Genomic DNA, 22,366 nt, shown 5'->3' on the forward strand with positions numbered 1-22,366 from the left:
GGTACTCCCCCGGTTCGTGCCACCCCGCCATGAGCGGGACGCCCGGATCGGGGCCAAAGCCTTGGTAAGCCTGAGTTCGTGGTGCGCTGCGGGTGCGAAGGCGGGAGATGGGAGGGGATGTCCGTCAGAATGTGCGATTTGGCGCGACCACGCCGAAAGCCATAGGGAGGCACCCATGGGGCAGAAACGCCCCGGGAATCAAAAATCCCTCCCCAGGCTGGCCGGGGAGGGATTTTTGACTTGGCTTTTACTTGGCGGAGACGGTGCCGGTCCAGCCCGGTTGGACGCCGTTCATGTCGGGCAGGCGGTGGGCGATGCCCTTGTGGCAGTCGATGCAGGTCCGCTCGCCGGTAAACAGGTAGGTTTCGTGCATCTTGGCCGCCCGCGGGTTCTGGCGGGTGATGTCCATGGATTCCGAACTGTGGCAGTTGCGGCATTCCAGGGAGTTGTTGGCCTTCAGGCGGCTCCACTCGTGGTTCGCCAGCTCCAGCCGCTTGTCCAGGAACTTCTCGCGCGTGTCGATGGTGCCGAAGATCTTGCCCCAGACCTCTTTCGAGGCCTGCATCTTGCGGGCGATCTTGCTGGTCCATTCGTGCGGGACGTGGCAGTCCGGGCAGGTCGCCCGCACGCCGGAGCGGTTCGTGAAGTGGATGGTCTGCTTCAGCTCTTCATACGGGTTGTTCTTCATCTCGTGGCAGGAGATGCAGAAGGCTTCCTTGTTGGTGGTCTCCAGCGCGGTGTTGAAGCCGCCCCAGAACAGCACGCCCGCCAGGAAGCCGCCCAGCGTCAGGAACCCCAGGCTGAAATGCACGGAGGGGCGCGAGAAGACGCGCCAGACGCGCGTCGCCAGATTGAGAAGGCAGGAGATCATTTGGCGCCTTCCTTCCCGCCGCCCAGCACCTTGTCGATGTCGACGAAGCTGTTGCCGACGATCGGCTTGGCATCGGTCTGCGGGACGTGGCACTGGATGCAGAAGTAGCGGCGAGGGGATACGGTGCCCAGCGTCTGGCCGTCGCGGTCCTGGAAGTGCGTGACCGAGATCATCGGGGCCTGCGAGCCCTCGGTGTTCTTGCGGTCGTGGCAGGTCAGGCACTTGTTGATGTTCAGGTCGATCTGGTAGTCGCGGACGGCGTGCGGGATCAGCGGCGGCTGGTCGGCGTAGTTGCGCACGCGCTTGACGTCGTCGGTCACCTCGCGGCCCATGGGTTCGGCCGGGATGTCCTGGGTGATCGGGTGCGGGCCCGACGGGACCTTGGGCGCATCGGCGGCGAACACGCCCGACGCGAGCACGGGAAGGACGGCGGCGAGCGCGAGGGCGCCAAACGTAAGACGGATCTTCATGGTCGGGCTCCTCACGCGACGGGGACGATCTTGACCGCGCACTTCTTGAAGTCGGTCTGCTTGCTGATCGGGTCGGTGGCGTCCAGCGTCACCTTGTTGATGAGCACGGTGTGGTCGAAGAACGGTACGAAGACGAGGCCCTGCGGCGGCTTGTTGCGGCCCCGCGTTTCGACACGGACGCGCACCTCGCCGCGGCGGGAGACCACGCGCACCTCCTGCCCGCGCCGGACGTTCAGCGTCTTGGCGTCGTCGGGGTGCATGAAGACCACCGCGCTGGGGAAGGCCTTGCGCAGCTCCGGCACGCGCAACGTCATGGATCCGCTGTGCCAGTGCTCGATCACGCGGCCGGTCGACAGCCAGAAGGGGAATTCGGCGTCCGGCGCCTCGGCCGGCGGCTCGTAGGGCAGCGCGAAGACGTTCGCCTTGCCATCCTTGTTGCCGTAGAACTTCACGCCCTCGCCGGCCTTGACGTAGGGGTCGAAACCCTCGCGGTAGCGCCACTTCGTCTCCGTGCCGTTCACCACCGGCCAGCGCAGGCCGCGCTCCTGGTGGTACTGGTCGAAGGGCGCCAAGTCATGGCCGTGGCCACGGCCGAAGGAGGCGTATTCCTCGAACAGGCCCTTTTGGACGTAGAAGCCGAAGTAATTCGCTTCGCGATTCTCGTAGGACGGGTCGCAGTCCGACACCGGGAAGGCGTTGACCTGGCCGTTGCAGTAGAGGATGTCGAACAGCGTCTTGCCGCGCACGTCCGGCTTCTTGGCGATCAGCTCTTCCGGCCAGACTTCCTCGACCGCGAAGCGCTTGGAGAACTCCATGAGCTGCCAGAGGTCGGAGCGCGCCTCGCCCGGCGCGTTCACCAGCTGGCGCCACAGCTGCGTGCGACGTTCCGCGTTGCCGTAGCCGCCTTCCTTCTCCACCCACATGGCGGTCGGCAGGATCAGGTCGGCGGCCAGCGCCGTCACCGTCGGGTAGGCGTCGGACACGACGATGAAGTTGTCCGGGTTGCGGTAGCCCTGGTAGGTCTCGTTCGCCGTGTTCGGCGCCGTCTGCATGTTGTTGTTGCACTGGACCCAGTAGGCGTTGATCTTCCCGTCCTTCAGCATCCGGTCCTGCTGGACCGCGTGGTAGCCGATCTTGTCGGGGATCGTGCCTTCCGGCAGCTTCCAGATCTCCTCCGCGTGCTGGCGGTGCTGCGGGTTGGTCACCACCATATCGGCGGGCAGCCGGTGCGAGAACGTGCCGACCTCGCGCGCCGTGCCGCAGGCCGATGGCTGTCCGGTCAGCGAGAAGGGGCCGCAGCCCGGCTGGCTGATCTTCCCGGTCAGCAGGTGGATGTTGTAGCAGAGGTTGTTCGCCCAGACGCCGCGGACATGCTGGTTGAAGCCCATGGTCCACAGGGACATGACCTTCACCTTCGGGTCGGCGTACAGCTCCGCCAGCGCCTCCAGCCGGTTCTTCGGCACGCCCGACAGCTCGTGCGCCTTGTCCAGCGTGTAGGGTTCGACGAACTTGGCGAACTCCTCGAAGGAGATCGGGTCGCTGTCGTTGGCGTTGCCGGCGTTCTTCGCCTTCTTCTCCAGCGGATGTTCGGGGCGCAGGCCATAGCCGATGTCGTCGCGGCCGCGCTTGAAGTTGCAGTGCTTCTCGATGAACTCCTTGTTCACCCGGCCGGTCTTGATGATGTGGTTGGCGATGTAGTTCAGGATCGCCAGATCCGAGCCCGGCGTGAACACCATGCCGATGTCGGCGAGGTCGAAGCTGCGGTGCTCGTAGGTCGACAGCACGGCCACCTTGGCGCCCTGGTGGCTGAGGCGGCGGTCGGTGATGCGCGTCCACAGGATGGGGTGCATCTCCGCCATGTTGGAGCCCCAGAGGACAAAGGCGTCCGCCTGCTCCATGTCGTCGTAGCAGCCCATCGGCTCGTCCATGCCGAAGGTGCGCATGAAGCCGGCGACCGCCGAGGCCATGCAGTGGCGGGCGTTCGGGTCCAGGTTGTTGGAGCGCAGGCCGGCCTTCATGAACTTCGACGCGGCGTAGCCTTCGTAGATCGTCCACTGGCCGGAGCCGAACATGCCCACGGCGGTCGGCCCCTTCTTCTTCAGGGTCTCCTTCCACTTCGCGGCCATGATGTCGAAGGCCTGGTCCCAGGTGATGGGCGTGAACTCGCCTTCCTTGTGGAACTTCCCGTCCTTCATGCGCAGCAGCGGCTGGGTCAGCCGGTCGTCGCCGTACATGATCTTGGACAGGAAATAGCCCTTCACGCAGTTCAGGCCGCGGTTTACCTCCGCCTTCACGTCGCCGTGGGTGGCGACGATGCGCCCGTCCTTCACGCCCACCATGACGCCGCAGCCGGTGCCGCAGAAGCGGCACGGCGCCTTGGACCATTTCAGCTTGGCGTCGTCGCCGGTCGGCAGGATGCCGGCGTTCGCCGGCAGGCTCACACCGGCCGCCGCCGCCGCGGTCACCGCGGCTTGGACCTTCAGATAATCACGGCGGGTCAGGGACATGGGGAGGTGCCTCCTAAAGGCGGGGATTCTTGGGCGGGTTTTTATCGGGTAGGGTTTATCAAGGGGCCGGGAGGAGTTCGGCGTCCGCGGGCATCAGCTCGTCGCAAGCCGCCTCGTCCTCGTAATGGTGGTAGACCATCGTGGTGGCGTGGACGCCGGGCATGGCGTTGATCGCGTCGATGCGGTCCAGTACCTGGCCTTCCGTCGCGGTCACCACGGTGACGACGGCCTTGCCCTTGTCCGCCACGTGCCATTCGACCCCGGCGAGCGCCGTCACGGCGTCCTTCAGGGCGGCAGTACGGTCCGGCGCGTGCTGGATGACCAGGCTGGAGATGTGAACCTCGGCCATCACAGGCCCCCGCCGTGGGACAGCAGCTGGTACATCCAGACGGAGAAGCCGTAGGCCCCGACCACGCCGATGGCCAGCACCGGCCAGATGAGGACGGACAGGGCGAGGAAGACCAGCCCTTCGAAGCGTCGGGTCGGGGTGTCGGCGGTGCGGAAATAGGGCGCGGTCATGGCATACCCGTGGAATGATCGGAACAGCGAGCCTGCTTTGGTCGCGTCCGAGCTTCGTTCGTCCGGGGCGGGAATGGCTTGACCTTGGTCAAGAGTCGGACCGGTTACGGTCCTTAGGTGCCGGTACTTACGGGTGTTCGGTCGATTTGTCGCAGGACGGAGCGCGTGCTGTCCCCTCGCCCGCCTCTCGCGCAAGCAGAGCTTGTGCTGACGGCGTCAGGCGAATGCCTTCGGCATTCGCTGAGAGCCGGAGGCGGGAGAGGGTGTTTTTCAAAGCCGCGTGTTTTCCTGGCGCATCAGGCGGTCGATCAGGACCGCGCGGACGAGGCCGGGGCCGAGCTGGTCGCCGGCCGCCTGCTTCAGGGAGTGGGCGACCGCGGCGGGGTCGACCGAGGGGCCGTCGAAGGCGCCGGAGCCGGCCAAGCCGAACAGGGCCTGCAACAGCGCGTTGCGGGCGTGCGGCAGGCGGCGGCGGATCAGGTTCGCTTGGTCGGCGCTGCCGGTCTGGAGCGTGATCTGGATGAGGATGAAGGCGGCGGTCCGGCCATCCGCCAGCACCGGCACCATCAGCTGTCCGACGTCGACATAGAAGGGGCCGCCCGCCTCCTCCGGCTTGTCGGCGGATTTGTCCGCCGTGGCGCCGGGGGCGGCGGTCGTCGCGGCCTCCGCGCGTTGCAGGCGGCCGAGGCCATAGCCGCCGGCCGCCGCGAGGGCCGCGCAGAGCACGAAGATGGCGAGGCCCGTCGGCCTCCGGCGTTCTTTCCCGCGTACCATCGGCCCCGTCCCGTCAGAAGGGCATGATGATGTCGAACAGCTGCTGGCCGTAGCGCGGCTGCTGCACGTCGGTCATCTGGCCGCGGCCGCCGTAGGTGACGCGCGCCTCTGCGACCTTGTCGTAGTCGATGGTGTTCACGTTGGTGATGTCCTCCGGCCGGATGACGCCGGCGATGCGCATCTCGCGCAGTTCGTAGTTCACGCGCACCTCCTGCCGGCCGGCGATGACGAAGTTGCCGTTGGGCAGCACCTCCGTCACCACGGCGGCGACGCGCATGGCGATGCGCTCGTTGCGCTGGATGGTCCCGGTGCCGGAGGAGTTGCTGCTGCTGTCCATGGTCACGAGATTGGACGGGTCGACGGAGCTGGGCACTTGGCTTTCCAGCCCGAAGAAGTTGGGGACGCCGGCCTTCTCCGCGTTGGAGCGCTGACGCTGCGTCTGGTTCTGCATCTGCGCCTGGTCGGCGATGTTGATGATGACGGTCAGCAGGTCGCCGGTCTGCTTGGCCCGCGGGTCGCGGAAGAAGTCGCGCGAGCCGGTGCGCCAGAGGGAACTCGGCACCTGTTCGTTCGGCAGCGCGCGGGGCATGGGCATGGAGACGACGCGCGCCTCCGGCGCCATGGCCGGGTTGGAGATCTCCGACAGGCGCGGAGCCTGCCCGATGTCGGCCAGCCGGGCGCAGCCGCCCAGCGCGCAGAGGATGAGAACAAGCGGGATGGACTCGCGGCGCATGGGACTGTCCTCTCTCAGGGGCGGGCGGCGATCGCGGGCGGCCCGGCGACGGAGACCGTCTGTGGCCCGGTGATCGTTCCGGTGACGACGATGTTGCTGGCGATGTTCATGACCCGCACGGAGTCGCCCACTCCGCCGTCCTGGAGCGCGCGGCCGCGCGCCATCAGCTGGAGCGGGCCGTCCTCGTACAGCAGGCTGACCGGCTTGTTGCGCTGGACCACCACGGGCGTGCCCACCGCGCTGGCCTGGATCAGCCGCCCAGCGGACAGCTGCCGGCGGCTGGCCATGCCGACCAGCGCGTCGCGGGAGCTGACGACCGTGTCGTTCAGTCGGTCCATCGGCATCTGGATGAAGGTCAGGTCGCCGTCGGCGATGATCTCCCCCGGCAGGATGCGGCGGGTCGGCACCGGCACCTCCACCAGGATGTCGGCCTTGGCGCGGACCTCCACGATGCGGCCCTCGCTGCTGACCAGCGCGCGGACGTTGCCGCTGCGCGGGTCGTAGGACAGGTCGCGCACCGCCTCCACCGGGCCGGCGAAGGGGGCGGTCAGCACCAGCGAGACGCGCGCCTCGGCCGGCACGGCGTTGCCCAGCGACGCCGCCAGCTCGTGCGCCAGCAGCGATTCCACGGGTCCTTCGGCGGTCGAGAGAAAAGCGGCCTCCGCTGCCCCGCCGCACAGAAGGTGCAGCGCCAGGGCGAAGGCCAGCTTGCGGGTGCCGCGCGCCATGATGGTCACCGCATGTTGGAGAGGGTGGAGGCCATCTGGTCGCCGGCCTCGACCACCTTCGCGTTCATCTCGTAGGCGCGCTGGGCGGAGATCAGCTCGGTGATTTCCTGGACGACGTTGACGTTGGAGGATTCCAGGTACTTCTGCCGGATCGTGCCGAAGCCGGCCTGCCCGCCGGTGCCGTCCTGCGGCTCGCCCGACGCAGGGGTGGAGCGGAACAGGTTGTTGCCCATCGCCTCCAGCCCCGATTCGTTGACGAAGACTGTCATGACCAGCTGGCCCAGCGTGCGCGGCTTGGTCTGACCGTCCACATAGGCCTGCACCTCGCCGGAGCTGTTCACCGCGATCTCGCGCGTGCCCTGGGGGACGGTGATGTCCGGCATAACCGGGTGGCCGTCGCCGGTGACGACGGTGCCCTCCGGCGACAGCTTGAAATTGCCGGAGCGGGTGTAGGCCGTCTCCCCGCCCGGCATGCGGACGTTGAAGTAGCCGCGCCCCTCGATGGCGAGGTCCAGCTCGTTCCCGGTGGAGGTCAGGTTGCCCGTCGTGTTGATGCGGTTGACCGAGGCCGGGCGGACGCCCAGCCCCACCTCGATGCCCGTGGGGATCAGCGTGCCGGCGTCGGTGGACTGGCTGCCCTGGCGCCGTTCGGACTGGTACATCAGGTCCTGGAACTCGGCCCGGCCGCGCTTGTAGGCGGTCGTGTTGATGTTGGCGATGTTGTTGGAGATGACCTCGACGTTCAGCTGCTGGGCCATCATGCCGGTCGAGGCGATGCTGAGCACGCGCATGGGAAATGACTCCGGTTAGGATGCTTTGCCGAGGCGGTTGATGGCGGAGCGCAGCAGGTCCTGCCCCTCGTCCATCATGCGGGTGACCGCCTGGTAGTCGCGGGACAGCTCCATCATGCGGGTCACCTCGCCGATGCCCTGGACGTTGGACTGCTCCACCTTGCCCTGGATCAGGCGGGTGTCGGGGGCGGGCTGCGGGTCGGTGCCGGGCTCCACGTCGAACAGCACGTCGCCGGTCTGGCGCAGGGCCTGCGGCCGGTCGAAGCGCACGACGCGCAGGCGGGCCAGCATGTCGTTGTCGGCGGAGACGAGGCCGTCCGTACCGACCGACAGGCGGCTGCGGTCCGAGGGGATGACGATCGGCTGCTGGTTGTCGTCCAGGTACGGGAAACCGCTGGCGTTCACCAGCTGCCCGTCCACGTCGCGGCGCATGCGGCCGTCACGGGTGTAGCGCACCCCGTCCGGCGTGCGGACCTGGAGCCAGCCGTCGCCGTCCAGCGCCACGTCGTAGGGGTTGTCGGTCGGCGACAGACCGCCGGCGCGGTGGTCGGTGTAGGTCGCGCGGTCGATGGTGAAGGCGATGCGGTCATTTGGCTTTGTGCCGCCCGGCTCCATGGCCGCTTCGAACAGCATCCGCTCCGCCCGGAAACCGGCAGTGTTCATGTTGGCGACGTTGTTGGCGACCACCTCCAGCTGCCGGCGCAGCGCCACTTGCCGCGACAATCCGATGTAAAGGGGATTCTCCATCGCCGACCATCCGCAGTTTGAACGCGGGTTTAACCTAGGTGATGCAGTTTAAAGCCGGGTTTCAACCTGAGGCGCCGCGACGGAGACTGATCGGTGTCTTGCAAGGTTTGAATCCGATTTAGATAAAATTTGCGACGGCTGCGATGCATCCCTGGAAGACTCCCACCGGTTTGACCGGGTTCAGCATGGCCCTGCTGCTGGCGAGCACCGCCTTCACGGCGCTTCCCGCGCTGGCCGCCACGAGGGTGAAGGTGCAGGCCGGCGACCACGCCGACTTCTCGCGCCTCGCCCTGGTCAGCCCGCAAGGCGCGCCGGAGGTGGCGGTGGAGAGCTGCGGCGGGCGCATCACCCTGCCGAGCCGGGCGGCTTGGCCGCTGGAGGCGCTGGGCGCCGCCTATTCCCGGCGCCTGACCGACTTCCGGGTGGCCGACGGCGGGCGCAGCCTGACGCTGCAATGGCCCTGCGGGGCGCGCGTCGCGGTCCGGCAGGAAAAGAAGGTGACCTTCGTGGATGTGGCCGAGCCGCCGGTCCCCGGCCGCAAGCCGGGCGCCCCGGCGGTGGAGCCGGAGGCGACGGACGCGCCGATGGTGGAGGCACCGCCGCCGTCCTTCTTCGACGGGTTGAGCCCGGTGAGCAGCGCGCAGGCGCAGCCGATCCCGATCCCGATCCGGCCAACGGCCACTGTCACTCCGGCACCCGCTGTGCCGCCTCCCGTTACGCCGGTGGCGGCACCGCCCTCCCCTCCCCCGCCCTCCCCTCCCCCGCCGGCGGTGACCGCCGCAGCCCCTCCCCCCTCCCCTGCCGACCCGCCGATCCGGGCCTTCGACCTGGACGCCTGGGCGGGCGACGATTTCCCGGTTCGCAAGCGGGCGCTGGAGCAGGCCATCGTGGAGACCCAGGGCCGCGCGCGGGTGGACGCGCTGATCGCCATGGCGCGCTTCACGTTGGCCCGCGCCATGCCGGAGGAAGGGCGCGCGGCGATCGACGCGGCGGATAGCCAGCGCCCGGCGCCCGACCAGCGGTATGAACTGCGCCTGCTGCGCGACGCCTTCCGCGCGCTGGACGGCACCGCCGACCCGGACGACAGCGTCTTCGTGCGCACGCCGCCGGGCCAGTCCGCCGACCACCACGTCTGGCGCGCCGCCACCCTGGCCCCGACGCGCTGGGGTGCGGCGAAGCCGGGCCTGCCCATCGTGCTGAAGCGGCTGCTGTCCTACCCGGCCGACCTGCGCGGCCGTCTGCTGACCCTGCTGGCCGACGCTGCCGGGGAAAGCGACGCGGCGTCGCTGAACCTGATCGTGATGGCGATGATAACGCTGGACGGCGTCGGGGCCGGTGACGGGCGGCTCGACTATTTCCGCGGGCGGCTGGCGGAGTTGCAGGACAGCGCCGCCGACGCGCTACGCCACTACGGCAACGCCGCCGCGGCGCCGGGGCTGTACGGCCACCGGGCGCAGGTGCGCTCCATCGAGTTGCGGCTGGCCGGCGGCGCCCTGGACGACGCCCGCGCCATCGCGGAGCTGGAGACGTTGCGGTACGCTTGGCGCGGCGACGATGTGGAGACGGACGCGCTGGCCGTGCTGGGCGCCGCCTACGCGCGGGTCGGGCGGACGGACGCGGCGCTGGACATCTTCGGCCTGCTCGGGCGGCGGTTCGGGGCGACGGCACGCGGGCGCGCGGCGCTGACCACCGGGCGGACGCTGCTGACCGCCGTGGTGGGCCGGCTGGAGGAAACCTCCGGCAGCACGCTCGACGCGCTGGCGTTGCAGGTCCGGCACGGGCGGGTCGTGGCGCTGATGGACGATGAGGCCGGGACGCAACGGCGCCGGCTGGCGCGGCGTCTGGCGCGCGATGGCTTCACGCTGGAAGCGGCGAAGCTGCTGCACGGGCTGGCCGAGGACGCGCGCGGCCCGCGCCGGGCGGAGATCGGGCTGGAGTTGGCGCGCGTGCTGCTGGACGCCGGGCGCAGTGGGGAGGCGCTGGCTGTGCTCGACCACACCGGCGGGAGCGCCGCCGATCCCGCCCTGGCGGAGCGGCGCGCCCTTCTGCGCGCGGAGTCCTTTGCGGCGGAGGGCGAGGCGATGCGCGCCTTCGACGCCCTGCGCGGCCTGTCCGGCCCCGCCGCGGCGCGCATCCGGGCGCAGAGCCTGTTCCAGGCCGGCGAGTGGGCCGCGTCGCGCGCCGCCTACGCCGAACTGCTCGACAAGGCTGACGCTCCCGACCCGGACGACGTCGCGCAATACGCGCTGGCCGCCTTCCGCGCCGGCGACGCCGAGGCGGTGGGGGCCGCGGCGGCGAAGCACGGCAAGCGGCTGGCCGGCACGCGCTGGGCCGGGCTGCTCGACGCGCTGGCCGTCCCGGCGGAGCCGCGCGCCAAGCCGCTGTCCACCGCCGCCATCACCGCCCAACTGGCCTCCGCCGGCGCGCTCAGCGACGTCGTGCGCCGCTGGCGGGCGTCGCCGTGAGTTTGGTTGCCGCACCGATGCCCGCCCCCTAATTCGGCCGAGCCGAAGGAGTCCATCATGCGTTTGCTGTTCGGTATCGTCGCGGTCTTCCTCAGCGTGCTCGGCGGCTTCGTCGCCATGGGCGGGCGGCTGGGGGTGCTGTGGCAGCCCGTGGAGATCGTCATCATCATCGGCGCCGGCATCGGCGGCTACGTCATCGCCAACGCCCCGCCGGTGCTGCGCGGGACGCTGCGCACCATCGGCGCCGTGGCGCGCGGCCGGCGCACCAGCAAGGACGAGTATCTGGAGCTGATCGCCCTGCTCTACGCCCTGCTGCGCCAGGCCAAGTCCAAGGGCATGTCGCACATCGAGGGCGACATCGACAAGCCCGAGGACAGCCCGATCTTCGCCCAGCACCCGTCGGTGTTCCGCCAGCCGCGCTGCGTCGCCTTCCTGTGCGACTACCTGCGCCTGATCGCGCTGGGCCAGGACAACCCGCACGACCTGGAAGCGCTGATGACCGAGGAGATCGACACCATCGCGCGGGAGCTGAACCAGGTGCCCAAGGCGTTGCAGAACCTCGCCGACGCGCTGCCGGCGCTGGGCATCGTCGCCGCCGTGCTGGGCGTCATCAACGCCATGAGCGCGATCAGCGAGCCGCCGGAGGTGCTGGGCCACATGATCGGCGGCGCGCTGACCGGCACCTTCCTGGGCGTGCTGCTGTCCTACGGCCTCGTCGGGCCGATCGCGGCGGCGGCACGGCACCGGCGCGAGGCGGAGCTGACCCTGTTCATCTGCGTCCGGGCCGGCATCGGCGCCTATCTCCGCGGCAGCCCTCCGCAGGTCTGCGCGGAGTTCGCCCGCAAGGTGCTGTTCGCCGACACGCAGCCGAGCCTGGCCGAGGTCGAGGTCGCCACCACCCTGTCCTCGCAGGCGAAGGCCCGCGAGGCGAGCCAGCCCGCCTGAGGCCGCCGCCATGCCCCGCAGCAAGCGCATCCAGCCGACCGTCATCGTCAAGCGCCGCTACGAGGACGAGGGGGAGGAGCACAACAGCGCCTGGAAGCTGGCCTACGCCGACTTCGTGACGGCGATGATGACCTTCTTCCTGATCATGTGGCTGATGAACGTCACCACGGTGGAGCAGCGCAAGGGCATCGCCGACTATTTCAACCCCGTCGCCCTGTCGCAGGCCAATTCGGGCGCCGACGGCATGCTGGCCGGCCGGTCGGTGGACAAGACCGGGGCGCTGAGCACCCCCAACGCCCCCGGCGAGCACAGCGTGCCGGTGGCCGCCCCGCCGGTCGTCGCCTCGCTGGGCGACAGCGACCGCCAGCCTGCGGGGCGCAAGGACCCCATGCCGCACCCGCCGGGCGGGAAGACGGCGTCCGATCGCAATGCACGGGCGGAGCTGGAGGCGATGCTCGACCGGCAGGCCGCCGCCTTGACCGAGCAGCGGGCGCTGGACGAGGCGGAGCGCGACCTGCGCCGCCGCATCGCAACGACGCCGGACCTCGGCGTGCTGGCCGACGGTGTGCTGATCCAGCAGACGCCGCAGGGCCTGCGCGTGCAGCTGACCGACCAGGCGAAGGCGTCGATGTTCAACGTCGGCTCCGCCCAGATGAACGACCAGGGCCGCCGCCTGATGCGGCTGGTCGCCACGGCCGTGGCGGCAGCGCCCAACCGGCTGAGCATCAGCGGCCACACCGACGCGCTGGGCTACGCCGACGGGGCGAAGTACGGGAACTGGGAGCTGTCCAGCGACCGCGCCAACGCCGCCCGCCGCGAACTGATCGCCGCCGGCATCCCGCCGGCCCGCATCGTCCGCGTGGAAGGCCGCGCCGACCTGGACCACCTGGACAGCGCCAACCCACTCGCCCCGCGCAACCGCCGCATCAGCATCACGTTGCTGCGGGGTGGGGAGTGAAGCGCTTCGGGTCCCCTCTCCCCAAGGGGGAGAGGGAGACTTCCTTGAGAGGAAAGAAGAGCACCAAATTTTAAGTAAATGCCCTTTCCACCTCCTTTAAAGCGCCTTTAAAACCGTCTCTGTACTCTGCGTTGGTAAGTCCATCGTGGAGAATCCCGGGACTTCCCCTTGCTTCGGCAGTCTTGACAAGAGGATCCCTCGATGAGCCTGTTCAGCGCCATGCGGTCCGGCGTCAGCGGCATGTCCGCGCAAAGCTCGCGGATGGCCGCCATTTCGGACAACATCAGCAATTCGGCCACCATCGGCTACAAGCGGGCGGCGGTCGATTTCTCGACGCTGGTGACCTCGTCCGGGTCGGACACGAGCTATTCGGCCGGCGGCGTGCGCTCGAACATCCATTATCAGGTGACCAAGGACGGGACGCTCCAGGGCACCCAGTCGGCCACCGACATGGCCATCGACGGCGGCGGGTTCTTCGTCATCGCCAACCACGCCAACGCTGCCGACGGGGCACCGAGCTACGCGCTGACCCGCGCCGGCAGCTTTCAGCCGGACGACCAGGGATACCTGCGCAACAGCGCCGGCCAGTATCTCCAGGCCTGGAAGCTGAACCCAGACGGTTCCCTGCCCTCGGTCAGCAAGACCAGCTTCGACGGCTTGCAGGCCGTGTCCGTCGCCGGACTCGCCTATGGCGGGGCGAAGACGACGGCGATGAATTTCTCCGGCAACCTGCCGGCCCAGGCCGCGACGGGCACCCGCTTCGACACCTCCACCAGCCTGTATGATGGCATCGGCACCCCGCGCGACGTCACGCTGACCTGGACGAAGACCGCCAACCCCAACGAATGGACGGTCGCCGTCGCGGGGCCGACCGGCTACACCGTGTCCCCGGCGAGCAGCACGGTGACCTTCGACGCCACGGGGCCGAACGCCGGGCTGCCGTCCGCGGCGATTCCGCCCATCACCCTGACCTCCCCGGCGTCACCCAGTTCCGACACGGTGACGCTCAGCCTCGGCAACGTCACGCAGCTGAACGGCGACTATGTCCCGCAGCTGGTCGGCGACGGCGCCAAAGCCGGACAGGTCAGCTCGGTCGAGGTCGACAAGGGCGGAAAGCTGTGGGCCATCTACGACAACGGCGCGCGCCAGGCGCTCTACCAAGTGCCCATCGCCAACGTGGTGAACCCGGACGGGCTGACCGTTCAGGACGGCAACAGCTTCACGCTGGGCGCCGACAGCGGCGCGCTGACGCTCGGCGCCGGGAACAGCGGCAAGACGGGGGCGGTGGCCGGCTACGCTCTGGAGCAGTCGAACGTCGACATCGCGGACGAGCTGGTGTCGCTGATCGAGACGCAGCGCGCCTATTCCTCCAACGCGACCATCGTCCGCACCGCCGACGAGATGGTCGACGAAACCAACCGCCTGAAGCGCTGACGCCACCGGATCGGGAGACCCTGCCATGAGCCTTCAGACGGCCCTGACCGCCGCCCTGTCCGGTCTGCGCGCGACCCAGCAGCAGGCTGCGCTCGTCTCGCACAACATCAGCAACGCCACCACCCCCGGCTTTGTCCGCAAGGAGCTGGACCTGTCCACTGCCGTCACTGGCGGGCTGGGTCAAGGTGTCCGCGTGGACGGCGTGGCCCGCCGGGTGGACGAGCTGCTGATCCGCGACGCGCGGTTCGAGCAGAGCCGCTACACCGCGCAGGAGGCGCGGGCCTCCGCTCTAGCCGACTACGCCAACGTGCTGGGCCAGCCGCAGGACGAGCGGTCGGTGTCCACGGCGCTGGCGAAGCTCCAGCAAGCCTTCTCCACGTTGCGCGACCAGTCCGACAACGAGGCCGCCCAGGCCGCGGTGGTGGACAAGGCCGACGCGCTGGTCCGCCGCCTGCACGACACCGCCGCCGCGGCGACCGCCGCGCAGGCCGACGCGAAGGGACGCCTGCAATCCTCCGTCGATCAGGTCAACACCGCCCTGGTCCGCGTCGGGGAGCTGAACGGCGCCATCGCTCGCCAGACCGCGCAGGGCGCTGACACCAGCGATCTGCGCGACCAGCGCGACCGGCTGCTCGACCAGGTGTCGGAGGAGATCGGCATCCGCACCTACACCCGCGACACCGGCGAGGTGGTGGTGATGACCCGCAACGGCCAGACGCTGCTGGACCGCGAACTGCCGGCCGGCGCGCAGCCGTTGCAACTGGTGGGCAACGACCTGATGGCCGGCGGCAAGGTGATCTCCGGCAACCCGGACCAGGACATCCAGAGCGGCCGCATCATGGGCTACGCCCAGGCCGCCTTCCAGGACATGCCGCGGGCGCTGGCGCAGCTGGATCAGTTGGCCGCCGGCCTCGTCCAGCAGTTCCAGGGGGCGGAGGCTGACCCGACGCAGCCCGGCCTGTTCACCGACGCCGGTGCCGCTTACGGTTCTACCGCCGGGTTGGCCGGGCGCATCACAGTGAACGACGCCGTCCGCACCGCGACCTGGAAGGTGCAGAGCGGCGTGCAGGCCACCGCCCCGCTCGCCCCCGGCGACCAGACGCAGATCGACCGCTACCTGGGCGCTTTCACCGCGACCCGCGCCTTCGCGGCGCCGGACCTGCCGGTCAGCGCGACGCTGGGCGAGTTTGCCACCAGCCTGGTGTCCACCCAGCAGGGCTACCGCACCACCGCGGAATCCGACCTGACGACGCGCAAGATCAGCGCCGACGCGCTGAACAACGCCCGCATCAACCGCGACGGCGTCAACGTCGACGACGAGATGCAGAAGCTTCTGCTGATCGAGCAGAGCTATGGCGCCAGCGCCCAGGTGATCCAGGTCGCCGGGCGGATGCTCGACACGCTGCTCCAGCTGCGGAACTGATCCCATGATCTACAACAGCGTTTCCACCGTCGGCCTCAGCCTCCGCCTCCAGACCGCGGCGACCGCGCTGCAATTGGAGCAGCTGCGCAACAACGACGAGATCGCCAGCGGCAAGCATTTCGACGTCGCCCAGGCGCTGGGCGCCCGGACCGGCCACGACATCGCGCTGCGCAACCTGTACGACGAGACCGACCAGTTCCAGAAGTCGGCCGCCCTGCTGCAAGGGCGCATGACGACGATGGACAGCGCGCTGACCAACATCCTGGCCGCCGGGCAGGACGTGCTGGCCGCCGCCTCCACCGGGCTGGGCCAGCCGTCGCCGACCGGCACGTCGTTGCAGGTGCGGGCGCGCGGGGTGCTGGACCAGGTGGTCGGCATGCTGAACGCCTCCTCCGGCAACGGCTACCTGTTCGGCGGCGTGGAGGTGAAGACCCCGCCGATGCGCGCGGTGCAGGGCGACGCCTCCGGCCTGCCGGCGCCGATGAGCATCGTGCAGGACGCCATCAGCGCGGCGAGCGGCGGGGCCAGCGCGCCCCAGACGGCGGCTGATACGGCCGCGGTGGTGGCGACGCTGGGCGACCTGTTCGCGGTGCGCGACCCCGCCCTGCCCCCTCCCCCGCCGCTGACGCAGGGTTTCGAGGGCGGCTTCTACGTGGGGGCAACGGCGATGCAGCCGGGCGGAGCGGCGACGCCGCGTTTGTCGGGCCGGCCGGACCGCACGACCGACATTCCCTACGGCGTCCAGGCCAACGACCCGGCCATGCGCGACCTGTTGCAGGGGCTGTACATGCTGACCAGCGTCGACACCAGCAAGCTGCCGCAGGACGCCTACCAGCCCTACATGCAGGCGGCGGTCGGCAAGGTCTCCGCCGGGCTGGACGGGGTGCGCAACGCCACCGCGCAGCTGGGCAGCCAGCGCCAGCAGGTCGACGAGATCGCCGAACGTCACGCGGCCCAGCTGAAGATCCTGAACGACCAGATCGACGCCCTGGAAGGCGTGGACCCGGCGGAGAGCAGCGTCCGGCTGAACCAGCTGGAGGCGCAGATCGAGGCGACCTCCGCCGCGACCGCCCGCATTTCCCGGATGCACCTGTCCAATTACCTCTAGGCCAAGGCAGAACGCCCGTGCCGATTGACCGCTCGCCCCTACGCTGTACGACCCGTGCCGTCCTGATGGCCGCTGGCCTTGCGCTTGCCGTTCTGGGCCCTGCCCTGCCTGCGGCGGCGCAGACGCGGGTGAAGGACCTCGTGGCCTTCGACGGCGTGCGCCGCAACCAGCTGATCGGCTATGGCCTCGTGGTCGGGCTGAACGGCACGGGCGACCGGCTGATCAACACGCCCTTCACGGAGCAGAGCCTGAAGGGCATGCTGGAGCGGCTGGGCATCAACACCCGCGACGAGGTTCTGCGCACCCGCAACGCCGCGGCGGTGATGGTCACCGCCTCCCTGCCCCCCTTCGCGCGCCAGGGGACGACCATCGACATCACCGTGTCGGCGCTGGGCGACGCCACCAGCCTGCTGGGCGGCACGTTGCTGGTCACGCCGCTGCTGGGTGCGGACGGGCAGGCCTACGCCGTGGCGCAAGGGGCGCTGTCGGTCAGCGGCTTCTCGGTCGGCGGGAGTGCGGCCAACGTGACCAAGGGTGTGCCGACCAGCGCCCGCGTCGCCAATGGCGCGATCGTGGAGCGGGAGCTGAAGTTCGCGCTGGACGAGGTCGCCGGCGTGCGCATGGCGCTGCGCAACCCGGACTTCACCACCGCCAACCGCATCGCCGACGCGGTGAACGTCCGGCTGGGCAACGGCAACGCCCGCGTGCTGGACGCCACCACCGTGGACGTGCGCATCCCGCCACGCTACACGGGCGCTGTCGCCCGGTTGATCGGCGACATCGAGCTGCTGACCGTCCGCCCGGATGGCGTCGCCCGCGTTGTGGTGGACGAGCGCAGCGGCACGGTCGTCATTGGCGACGATGTGCGCATCAGCAAGGTCGCCATCACCCAGGGCAACCTGACCGTCCGCGTGGTGGAGACGCCGCAGGTTTCGCAGCCGCAGCCCTTCTCCGACGGGCAGACCGTCGTCGTGCCGCGCACCGACGTGCAGGTGCAGGAGGGCAACGGCCGCCAGTTCGTCACCATCGGCGGCAACGTCAGCCTCCAGCAGCTTGTCAACGGGCTGAACGCGCTGGGCGTGGGGCCGCGCGACATGGTCGCCATCCTCCAGGCCATCAAGGCGGCGGGCGCCCTGCACGCCGATCTGGAAATCATCTGAGGACAGGACAACAGCGCCATGGACGTGACCGCCCTCCCCTCCCCTGCTCCCGCTTCAGTGCGGACCGCAGGCACCGGCAAGACACCCGACCCGGCGCAGCGCGCTGCCAAGGATTTCGAGGCGATGATGGTCGGCCAGATGCTGGAGTCCATGTTCGCGGGCGTCGACGCAGGCAGCGCCTTCGGCGGTGGCCAGGGCGAGCGGACGTGGCGCAGCTTCATGCTCCAGGAATACGGCAAGGCGATTGCTGAGGCCGGCACGCTGGGCATTGGCCGCATGGTGCAGGCCGACGTGGCGCGGCTCTACGCGCAACAGAACGAGGGTGCCGGGGCATGAGCCGCCGTTTCAAGGACCTGATCCGCGAGTTCGCCCCGGACGCCAAGCCGGAAGCACCTGTGCCGGACGTCGTGGCGGAACCGGAAGCGCCCACGCTCGCCGACGGCCCGACCGCCGTGGTCATGACCGCCTTCCTGGACGCGGTGGCCGAGCTGACCGCGCTGCTGGAGGAAGAGACGGCGGCCATCGCTGCCGGCGCGCTGGACGGGCTGGAGGGCTTTGCCCGGCGCAAGCAGGCCATGGCCGACCGGCTGGACGGCATCATGGCCGAGGCGAACGCGGCCCCCTTGCGCCTGACCGACGACCTGCGCGCGATGATCCTGGACCGGGTGGAGCGGCTGGACCGCGCCATCAACGCCAACGCCGCCGGGCTGGTGGCGATGCGCCGGGCGGTGCTGGCGATCAACCGCAGCCTGCTGTCCGCGCTGGAGAAGGCGGCGAGCGACGGGCTCTATGCACCGACCGGACAGGCGGTGCGGCCGGTCGAGCTGTCGGCCGCGGGGCTGAACGCGGAGCTGTGACGGCCTAAGGTTCGGCGGGCGTCAGCGCGCCAGGAACAGCGCCAATGCGGCGGCGATCGGAGCCAGTGTGAGGATGCCGACTGCGGCCACGCGTTCGGCCGGGCTCCACGAAGCCCAGTCGCGCTGAATCGAGGAAAAGAGCGACTTCATATCCCCTCCAGGCCCGAACAGTCCGAACGCCTTTGCTGCGCCAACGCGCTTGCTGCGGTGCATATAAGATACGTACTGGACGGTTGTTTGGCTTGTGATCGCGACAGCGTCGGCGCGAAATTTCAGGCAGTGATGCACGGCAGCAACAGCTCCGTCTGCGTTCCGATTTTTCCACATCGAGGTACGGCTTTCGGCCGAGGAAACGTATTTGGTGACCGGCATCCGCCTCAGCGCCGTTGCGGTCCTGCCAACAATCGGTGTGGCCGTTTGCTTCAATGTGTCAAAGGGTTGGTCAAGTAAATACGCCTGAGCGCGTGCGATGACTCCACTTATATTCGAGGCGTTCGCAGGTTTTGTCTTGTTATCATTTGCGATCGGCGGCGTTCTGGTGGAATAAGATCCACCAAAAACGCCGTGGATTGGGATCGATGTGGAAACGGGTGTTTCCAAGCGGTCTTTGAAAGCGCTGGAAATGACGCTGGCGAGGCGGCCGGAGCGAGTGCCCCTGCTCCGCATCGGCCGCGCTTTGCCCGGCGCGACCGGCCGATGAACACTCAATCAGCACGAAGGATTCGAACCATGGCATTGCGTGTCGCAAGCTGGAACGTCTACCACGGGGCCATCAACGGCGTGCAGCCGCAGACCCGGATGACGAATTTCGCGGCCTATTGCTGGGGCCTCGCCCCGCGCGTGGACATCATCTCCTTTCAGGAAGTTCCCATTGCGATGATGGGGAACCTGCCAAACGTGGTGAACGGAACCGGCTACAATTATCTGCGGGCCGCCGGCGAGTATCCGGCCTACCCGCCGGGCCTGGCGCCCGCGACGAACAAGCTGGGCGACGGCTACGCCGTGCTCTACAACCCGACCCGCGTTGCCCCGGTCGGCATCGCCGCACGTGGAGACATGCCCTTCATCAATGCGGCGAATTTCAAGATTACGGAGGGACAGAGCCAAGGGCGTCCCCCGGTCGGCTGCGTTTTCCAGCGCACAGGGGACCCGACGGTGCAGTTCAATTTCGCCGATTGGCACAACGAGACCGGCGCCTGGGCCGATCCGGCGATCGTCGGCCTTCACAACACCTATGTCCCGCTGGCCGCGGATTCGGTGATCGCCGGCGACTTCAACGTCAAGGCGGCGGCGTTGGCAGCCTCGCGCTTCCCACGATGGGACGCCGTCTACAACAATGTCGACTTCATCCTGACCAACCGGACGGTGGCAGCCGTGGAACCTCCCCTGATCGGGAACTATGTCAGCGACGCCCATTACGCGATCATGGCCGACGTGGCCATTCCGGGCTTCTGACGAGCAGGGTCGCAGGGCGGGCAGGGGTGTTTTGGTTTCGACTTCGAAAGCGCGCCTTGGTTGCTGGAGGTGAGAATTCCTGAAACCTAAGCGCGCTTTCGAGATCGAAAGCCCAAGTCAATCGACCAGAGGCAGTCGACCAAAGTCACTCGCCCAGCAGGGCGTCGATGCGGCCGCGCAGGTCGCGGAGCAGGTCGCGGTGTTCCTTTTGCAGGGCGCCGCTGACCGATCCGATGGCGCTCAGGTCCTTGTCGATGCGGTTGATCGCCTTGCCGAGCACGCGCAGCGGCTCCGGGGAGGCCGGGTCCTTGCTCGCCCGCGCGGCACGGACCGACTGCACCGTCAGGCCGCCGGTGCGGGCCGACTTCCACAGGCGACGCACCTCCGCTTCGTCGCCGACGAAGGCCAGCTCCACCAGGGCGGAGCGGGACACGGCGTCGGGGTTCTCCCGGTATTCGGTCAGGATGTCGCCGGGCAGGTCCAGCACCTTCAGCCGCTTCGACACCTCAGCCTCCGACACGCCAATGGCGGCGGCGACCTCGGCCTGGGCGTAGCCGTGGGCGTCGATCAGCTGGGACAGGCCGCGGGCGAGATCGATGGCGTCCAGGTCCACGCGCTGGACGTTCTCGATCAGCGCGATCTCCTCCGCCTTCCCCTTGGTGATGATCGCGGCGATGGTCGGGCGGCCGAGCCTCTGGTGGGCGCGCAGGCGCCGTTCGCCGGCGACCAGCCGGTAGACGCCCTTCTCCGCCGTCTCCTGGACCAGCACCGGCTGCTGGAGCCCGTGGCGCTCGATGGACTCGGCCAGCGAGGCGAGTGCGGCCTCGTCGAAGACGGTGCGCGGCTGGTCCGGGTTGGTGCGGATGTTGGCGACGTCGGCCTCGATCAGGCGGGGCAGGGTGCCCGTCAGGCCGAACATGCGGTCGGTCTCCAGCGCCGGGGCGGCGTTCTTCACCTGCAACACGGCGGCGGCGGTCTGGCGCGTCAGCTTCTTAGGCGGCATCGGCGGCCTCCCGGATGCGGCCGGCCGCCTTCAGCAGCGCACCGGCGATGGCGGCGTAGCTTTCCACGCCCGGCGCGCCGATGTCGGCGTCCAGCGTGATAACGTTGGCCCCGGCGGCCTGCGCGTAAATCGTCGCGCGCGGCACCGGCGGGAACACCCGGTAGTCGGTGCCCCACAGCCGCCCGATGTCCTCCAGCGAGGAACGGTCCTGCGTCTGGCGCGGGTTCAGCATGGTGGGCAGCACGCCCAGCACCTGGAGCCCCGGGTTCAGCCGGCGCTGGATGCGCGCAACCGTGTCCAGGAAGGCGTTCACGCCCAGGATGGCGTGCGGCTCCGCCTGGCAGGGGATCAGGACGTAGTCGGCGGCGGTCAGGGCGTTGATGGTCACCGCCCCCAGGTTCGGCGCGCAGTCGATCAGGATGAAGTCGTAACCGCCGCGCACCGTGTCCAGCATCTCCGCCATCGCGGTCTGCGCGTTGGTCAGGTTGCCCGGCAGCTCCGTGTCGGCGCTGGCCAGCGCGATGCTGGAGGGCACGACGTCCAACCCCTCCACGCCCGTCGGGCGGATGACGTCGGCCAGCTTCGCCTTGCCCATCAGCGCGTGGTAGAGCACGCGGCCCGCCTCGGTCAGCGTCACCACGTCGGCCTGCGGCACGCCGACATGCACCGTGGCGTTGCCCTGCGGGTCGGCGTCCACCAGCAGCACGCGGTTGCCCGATCGGGCCAGCATGAAGGCGACGTTGATGGAGGTGGCGGTCTTCGCCGTGCCGCCCTTCTGCAGGCCGACGGCGATCACCGTGCCGCGCCGCGGCGGTTCCGTCGGGGGCTGTTCCAGCGACAGCAGCAGCAGGCGGCCCAGCACGTCGCGGGGCAGGGCCTCCTTGCCCGTCTCCCACTTGCTCAGCCGCTGCTTGTCGTATTTGCGCCCGGTCAGTTCGTTGACGAACGCGGCCATCTGCGTCTGCGTGAGTCCGCGCTTCTCACGCAACGCCTTCAAATCTTCGCCGGTCATTGCCCCCTCGTCGACTTCATGAGTCGTCGCGGAAGCTATCAAGTCGTCCCAACCACCGCAACGGGTGACTACCGCGCGCCTTGGTGAAAAATGCCCGCTTCTTTATCGGGGACTGGCGGGGCAGGGCCGGTCGGGTGCATAACAGGGGGCGGGGCAGGCGAGGAATGCGACGATGGCGGCGAACTGGTCGGTGCGGCAGCTGGTGTGCCAAGCCCATGGTTGTGAGCTGGTCGTGACGTGGCGCGCTGACGCCCGTTGGACCTGGGCCGTGTCGGTGGCCGGCGAGCGCATCGTGGTCGGCGTGGCGAACTCCCAGGACGGCGCGCAGGACGCGGCGCTGCACGCCGCCGACCGTCACGCCCGCGCCGACGGGACCGTGCAGCTGACAATGTTCTGATTCAGAATT

At 69.1% G+C, this 22,366-nt stretch carries 24 protein-coding genes; 11 read left to right on the forward strand and 13 right to left on the reverse strand.

Features of this window, described 5'->3' with window-relative positions:
• Nucleotides 1–247: 247 nt before the first annotated feature.
• From M2351_RS22605 to flgF, 10 genes are all read right to left on the reverse strand, one after another.
• A complete protein-coding gene (locus M2351_RS22605) occupies nucleotides 248–871 on the reverse strand; it encodes a NapC/NirT family cytochrome c (RefSeq protein ID WP_264658306.1) in 624 nt (207 codons plus the stop codon).
• On the reverse strand, nucleotides 868–1,341 hold the full coding sequence (locus M2351_RS22610; protein WP_264658307.1) for a nitrate reductase cytochrome c-type subunit: 474 nt from the start codon (nucleotides 1,339–1,341) through the stop codon (nucleotides 868–870). Before M2351_RS22610 ends, M2351_RS22605 begins: the two co-directional genes overlap by 4 nt.
• Nucleotides 1,342–1,352: 11 nt before the next feature.
• Entirely contained in the window at nucleotides 1,353–3,848 is a 2,496-nt protein-coding gene (gene napA / locus M2351_RS22615) for a nitrate reductase catalytic subunit NapA (RefSeq protein WP_264658308.1), read from the reverse strand.
• 58 nt (nucleotides 3,849–3,906) lie between these two features.
• Nucleotides 3,907–4,197 (reverse strand): chaperone NapD, encoded by a 291-nt coding sequence (locus M2351_RS22620; RefSeq protein ID WP_264658309.1) that lies wholly within the window; start codon nucleotides 4,195–4,197, stop codon nucleotides 3,907–3,909.
• Entirely contained in the window at nucleotides 4,197–4,367 is a 171-nt protein-coding gene (locus tag M2351_RS22625; RefSeq protein ID WP_264658310.1) for a periplasmic nitrate reductase, NapE protein, read from the reverse strand. Before M2351_RS22625 ends, M2351_RS22620 begins: the two co-directional genes overlap by 1 nt.
• Before the next feature lie 270 nt (nucleotides 4,368–4,637).
• Nucleotides 4,638–5,141 (reverse strand): hypothetical protein, encoded by a 504-nt coding sequence (locus M2351_RS22630; protein ID WP_264658311.1) that lies wholly within the window; start codon nucleotides 5,139–5,141, stop codon nucleotides 4,638–4,640.
• A gap of 13 nt (nucleotides 5,142–5,154) precedes the next feature.
• The gene (gene flgH, locus M2351_RS22635; RefSeq protein WP_264658312.1) at nucleotides 5,155–5,874 is read right to left on the reverse strand and encodes a flagellar basal body L-ring protein FlgH; all 720 of its coding nucleotides are present in this window, start codon (nucleotides 5,872–5,874) and stop codon (nucleotides 5,155–5,157) included.
• Between the two features lie 14 nt (nucleotides 5,875–5,888).
• The gene (gene flgA, locus M2351_RS22640) at nucleotides 5,889–6,602 is read right to left on the reverse strand and encodes a flagellar basal body P-ring formation chaperone FlgA (RefSeq protein WP_264658313.1); all 714 of its coding nucleotides are present in this window, start codon (nucleotides 6,600–6,602) and stop codon (nucleotides 5,889–5,891) included.
• 5 nt (nucleotides 6,603–6,607) lie between these two features.
• A complete protein-coding gene (flgG, locus tag M2351_RS22645) occupies nucleotides 6,608–7,393 on the reverse strand; it encodes a flagellar basal-body rod protein FlgG (RefSeq protein ID WP_209770712.1) in 786 nt (261 codons plus the stop codon).
• Nucleotides 7,394–7,408: 15 nt separating this feature from the next.
• Nucleotides 7,409–8,140 carry a flagellar basal-body rod protein FlgF gene (gene flgF, locus M2351_RS22650; RefSeq protein WP_264658314.1) on the reverse strand — a complete coding sequence of 244 codons (732 nt, stop codon included), beginning with the start codon at nucleotides 8,138–8,140 and terminating at the stop codon, nucleotides 7,409–7,411.
• Between the two features lie 170 nt (nucleotides 8,141–8,310).
• On the opposite strand from flgF, the gene M2351_RS22655 reads away from it, so the two are divergent.
• The 9 genes from M2351_RS22655 to M2351_RS22695 all read left to right on the forward strand — a co-directional run bounded on the left by M2351_RS22655 (nucleotide 8,311) and on the right by M2351_RS22695 (nucleotide 18,490).
• Nucleotides 8,311–10,605 carry a hypothetical protein gene (locus M2351_RS22655; protein ID WP_264658315.1) on the forward strand — a complete coding sequence of 765 codons (2,295 nt, stop codon included), beginning with the start codon at nucleotides 8,311–8,313 and terminating at the stop codon, nucleotides 10,603–10,605.
• Between the two features lie 57 nt (nucleotides 10,606–10,662).
• Nucleotides 10,663–11,550: a flagellar motor stator protein MotA gene (motA, locus tag M2351_RS22660; protein ID WP_264658316.1), complete on the forward strand. Its 888-nt coding sequence runs from the start codon at nucleotides 10,663–10,665 to the stop codon at nucleotides 11,548–11,550.
• Between the two features lie 10 nt (nucleotides 11,551–11,560).
• The gene (locus M2351_RS22665) at nucleotides 11,561–12,508 is read left to right on the forward strand and encodes a flagellar motor protein MotB (RefSeq protein WP_264658317.1); all 948 of its coding nucleotides are present in this window, start codon (nucleotides 11,561–11,563) and stop codon (nucleotides 12,506–12,508) included.
• A 201-nt stretch (nucleotides 12,509–12,709) separates the two neighbouring features.
• Complete coding sequence (locus tag M2351_RS22670; RefSeq protein WP_264658318.1) at nucleotides 12,710–13,942, forward strand: flagellar hook protein FlgE; 1,233 nt, start codon at nucleotides 12,710–12,712, stop codon at nucleotides 13,940–13,942.
• A 25-nt stretch (nucleotides 13,943–13,967) separates the two neighbouring features.
• Nucleotides 13,968–15,365, forward strand: a complete 1,398-nt coding sequence (gene flgK, locus M2351_RS22675; RefSeq protein ID WP_264658319.1) for a flagellar hook-associated protein FlgK — start codon at nucleotides 13,968–13,970, stop codon at nucleotides 15,363–15,365.
• A 4-nt stretch (nucleotides 15,366–15,369) separates the two neighbouring features.
• Complete coding sequence (locus M2351_RS22680; protein ID WP_264658320.1) at nucleotides 15,370–16,473, forward strand: flagellin; 1,104 nt, start codon at nucleotides 15,370–15,372, stop codon at nucleotides 16,471–16,473.
• Nucleotides 16,474–16,538: 65 nt separating this feature from the next.
• On the forward strand, nucleotides 16,539–17,633 hold the full coding sequence (locus tag M2351_RS22685) for a flagellar basal body P-ring protein FlgI (RefSeq protein ID WP_264658321.1): 1,095 nt from the start codon (nucleotides 16,539–16,541) through the stop codon (nucleotides 17,631–17,633).
• 18 nt (nucleotides 17,634–17,651) lie between these two features.
• A complete protein-coding gene (locus M2351_RS22690) occupies nucleotides 17,652–17,969 on the forward strand; it encodes a rod-binding protein (protein ID WP_264658322.1) in 318 nt (105 codons plus the stop codon).
• On the forward strand, nucleotides 17,966–18,490 hold the full coding sequence (locus M2351_RS22695; RefSeq protein ID WP_264658323.1) for a flagellar protein FlgN: 525 nt from the start codon (nucleotides 17,966–17,968) through the stop codon (nucleotides 18,488–18,490). Before M2351_RS22690 ends, M2351_RS22695 begins: the two co-directional genes overlap by 4 nt.
• Nucleotides 18,491–18,511: 21 nt before the next feature.
• Here M2351_RS22695 and M2351_RS22700 read toward each other — a convergent pair whose 3' ends face one another.
• Nucleotides 18,512–19,090: a hypothetical protein gene (locus M2351_RS22700; RefSeq protein ID WP_264658324.1), complete on the reverse strand. Its 579-nt coding sequence runs from the start codon at nucleotides 19,088–19,090 to the stop codon at nucleotides 18,512–18,514.
• Nucleotides 19,091–19,219: 129 nt separating this feature from the next.
• On the opposite strand from M2351_RS22700, the gene M2351_RS22705 reads away from it, so the two are divergent.
• On the forward strand, nucleotides 19,220–19,945 hold the full coding sequence (locus M2351_RS22705; RefSeq protein WP_264658325.1) for an endonuclease/exonuclease/phosphatase family protein: 726 nt from the start codon (nucleotides 19,220–19,222) through the stop codon (nucleotides 19,943–19,945).
• Between the two features lie 145 nt (nucleotides 19,946–20,090).
• On the opposite strand, the gene M2351_RS22710 is transcribed toward M2351_RS22705, so the two are convergent.
• Both M2351_RS22710 and M2351_RS22715 read right to left on the reverse strand, forming a co-directional pair.
• A complete protein-coding gene (locus M2351_RS22710) occupies nucleotides 20,091–20,948 on the reverse strand; it encodes a ParB/RepB/Spo0J family partition protein (RefSeq protein WP_264658326.1) in 858 nt (285 codons plus the stop codon).
• Nucleotides 20,938–21,960, reverse strand: coding sequence for an AAA family ATPase (locus M2351_RS22715; RefSeq protein ID WP_264658327.1), 1,023 nt, complete (start codon nucleotides 21,958–21,960; stop codon nucleotides 20,938–20,940). Before M2351_RS22715 ends, M2351_RS22710 begins: the two co-directional genes overlap by 11 nt.
• 172 nt (nucleotides 21,961–22,132) lie before the next feature.
• Between M2351_RS22715 and M2351_RS22720 the strand changes: the two genes are divergently transcribed.
• The gene (locus M2351_RS22720) at nucleotides 22,133–22,357 is read left to right on the forward strand and encodes a hypothetical protein (protein WP_264658328.1); all 225 of its coding nucleotides are present in this window, start codon (nucleotides 22,133–22,135) and stop codon (nucleotides 22,355–22,357) included.
• The last annotated feature ends 9 nt before the right edge of the window (nucleotides 22,358–22,366 follow it).

Origin of the sequence: Azospirillum canadense, from assembly GCF_025961225.1 — a bacterium.
Classification (GTDB): Bacteria; Pseudomonadota; Alphaproteobacteria; order Azospirillales; family Azospirillaceae; genus Azospirillum; species Azospirillum canadense.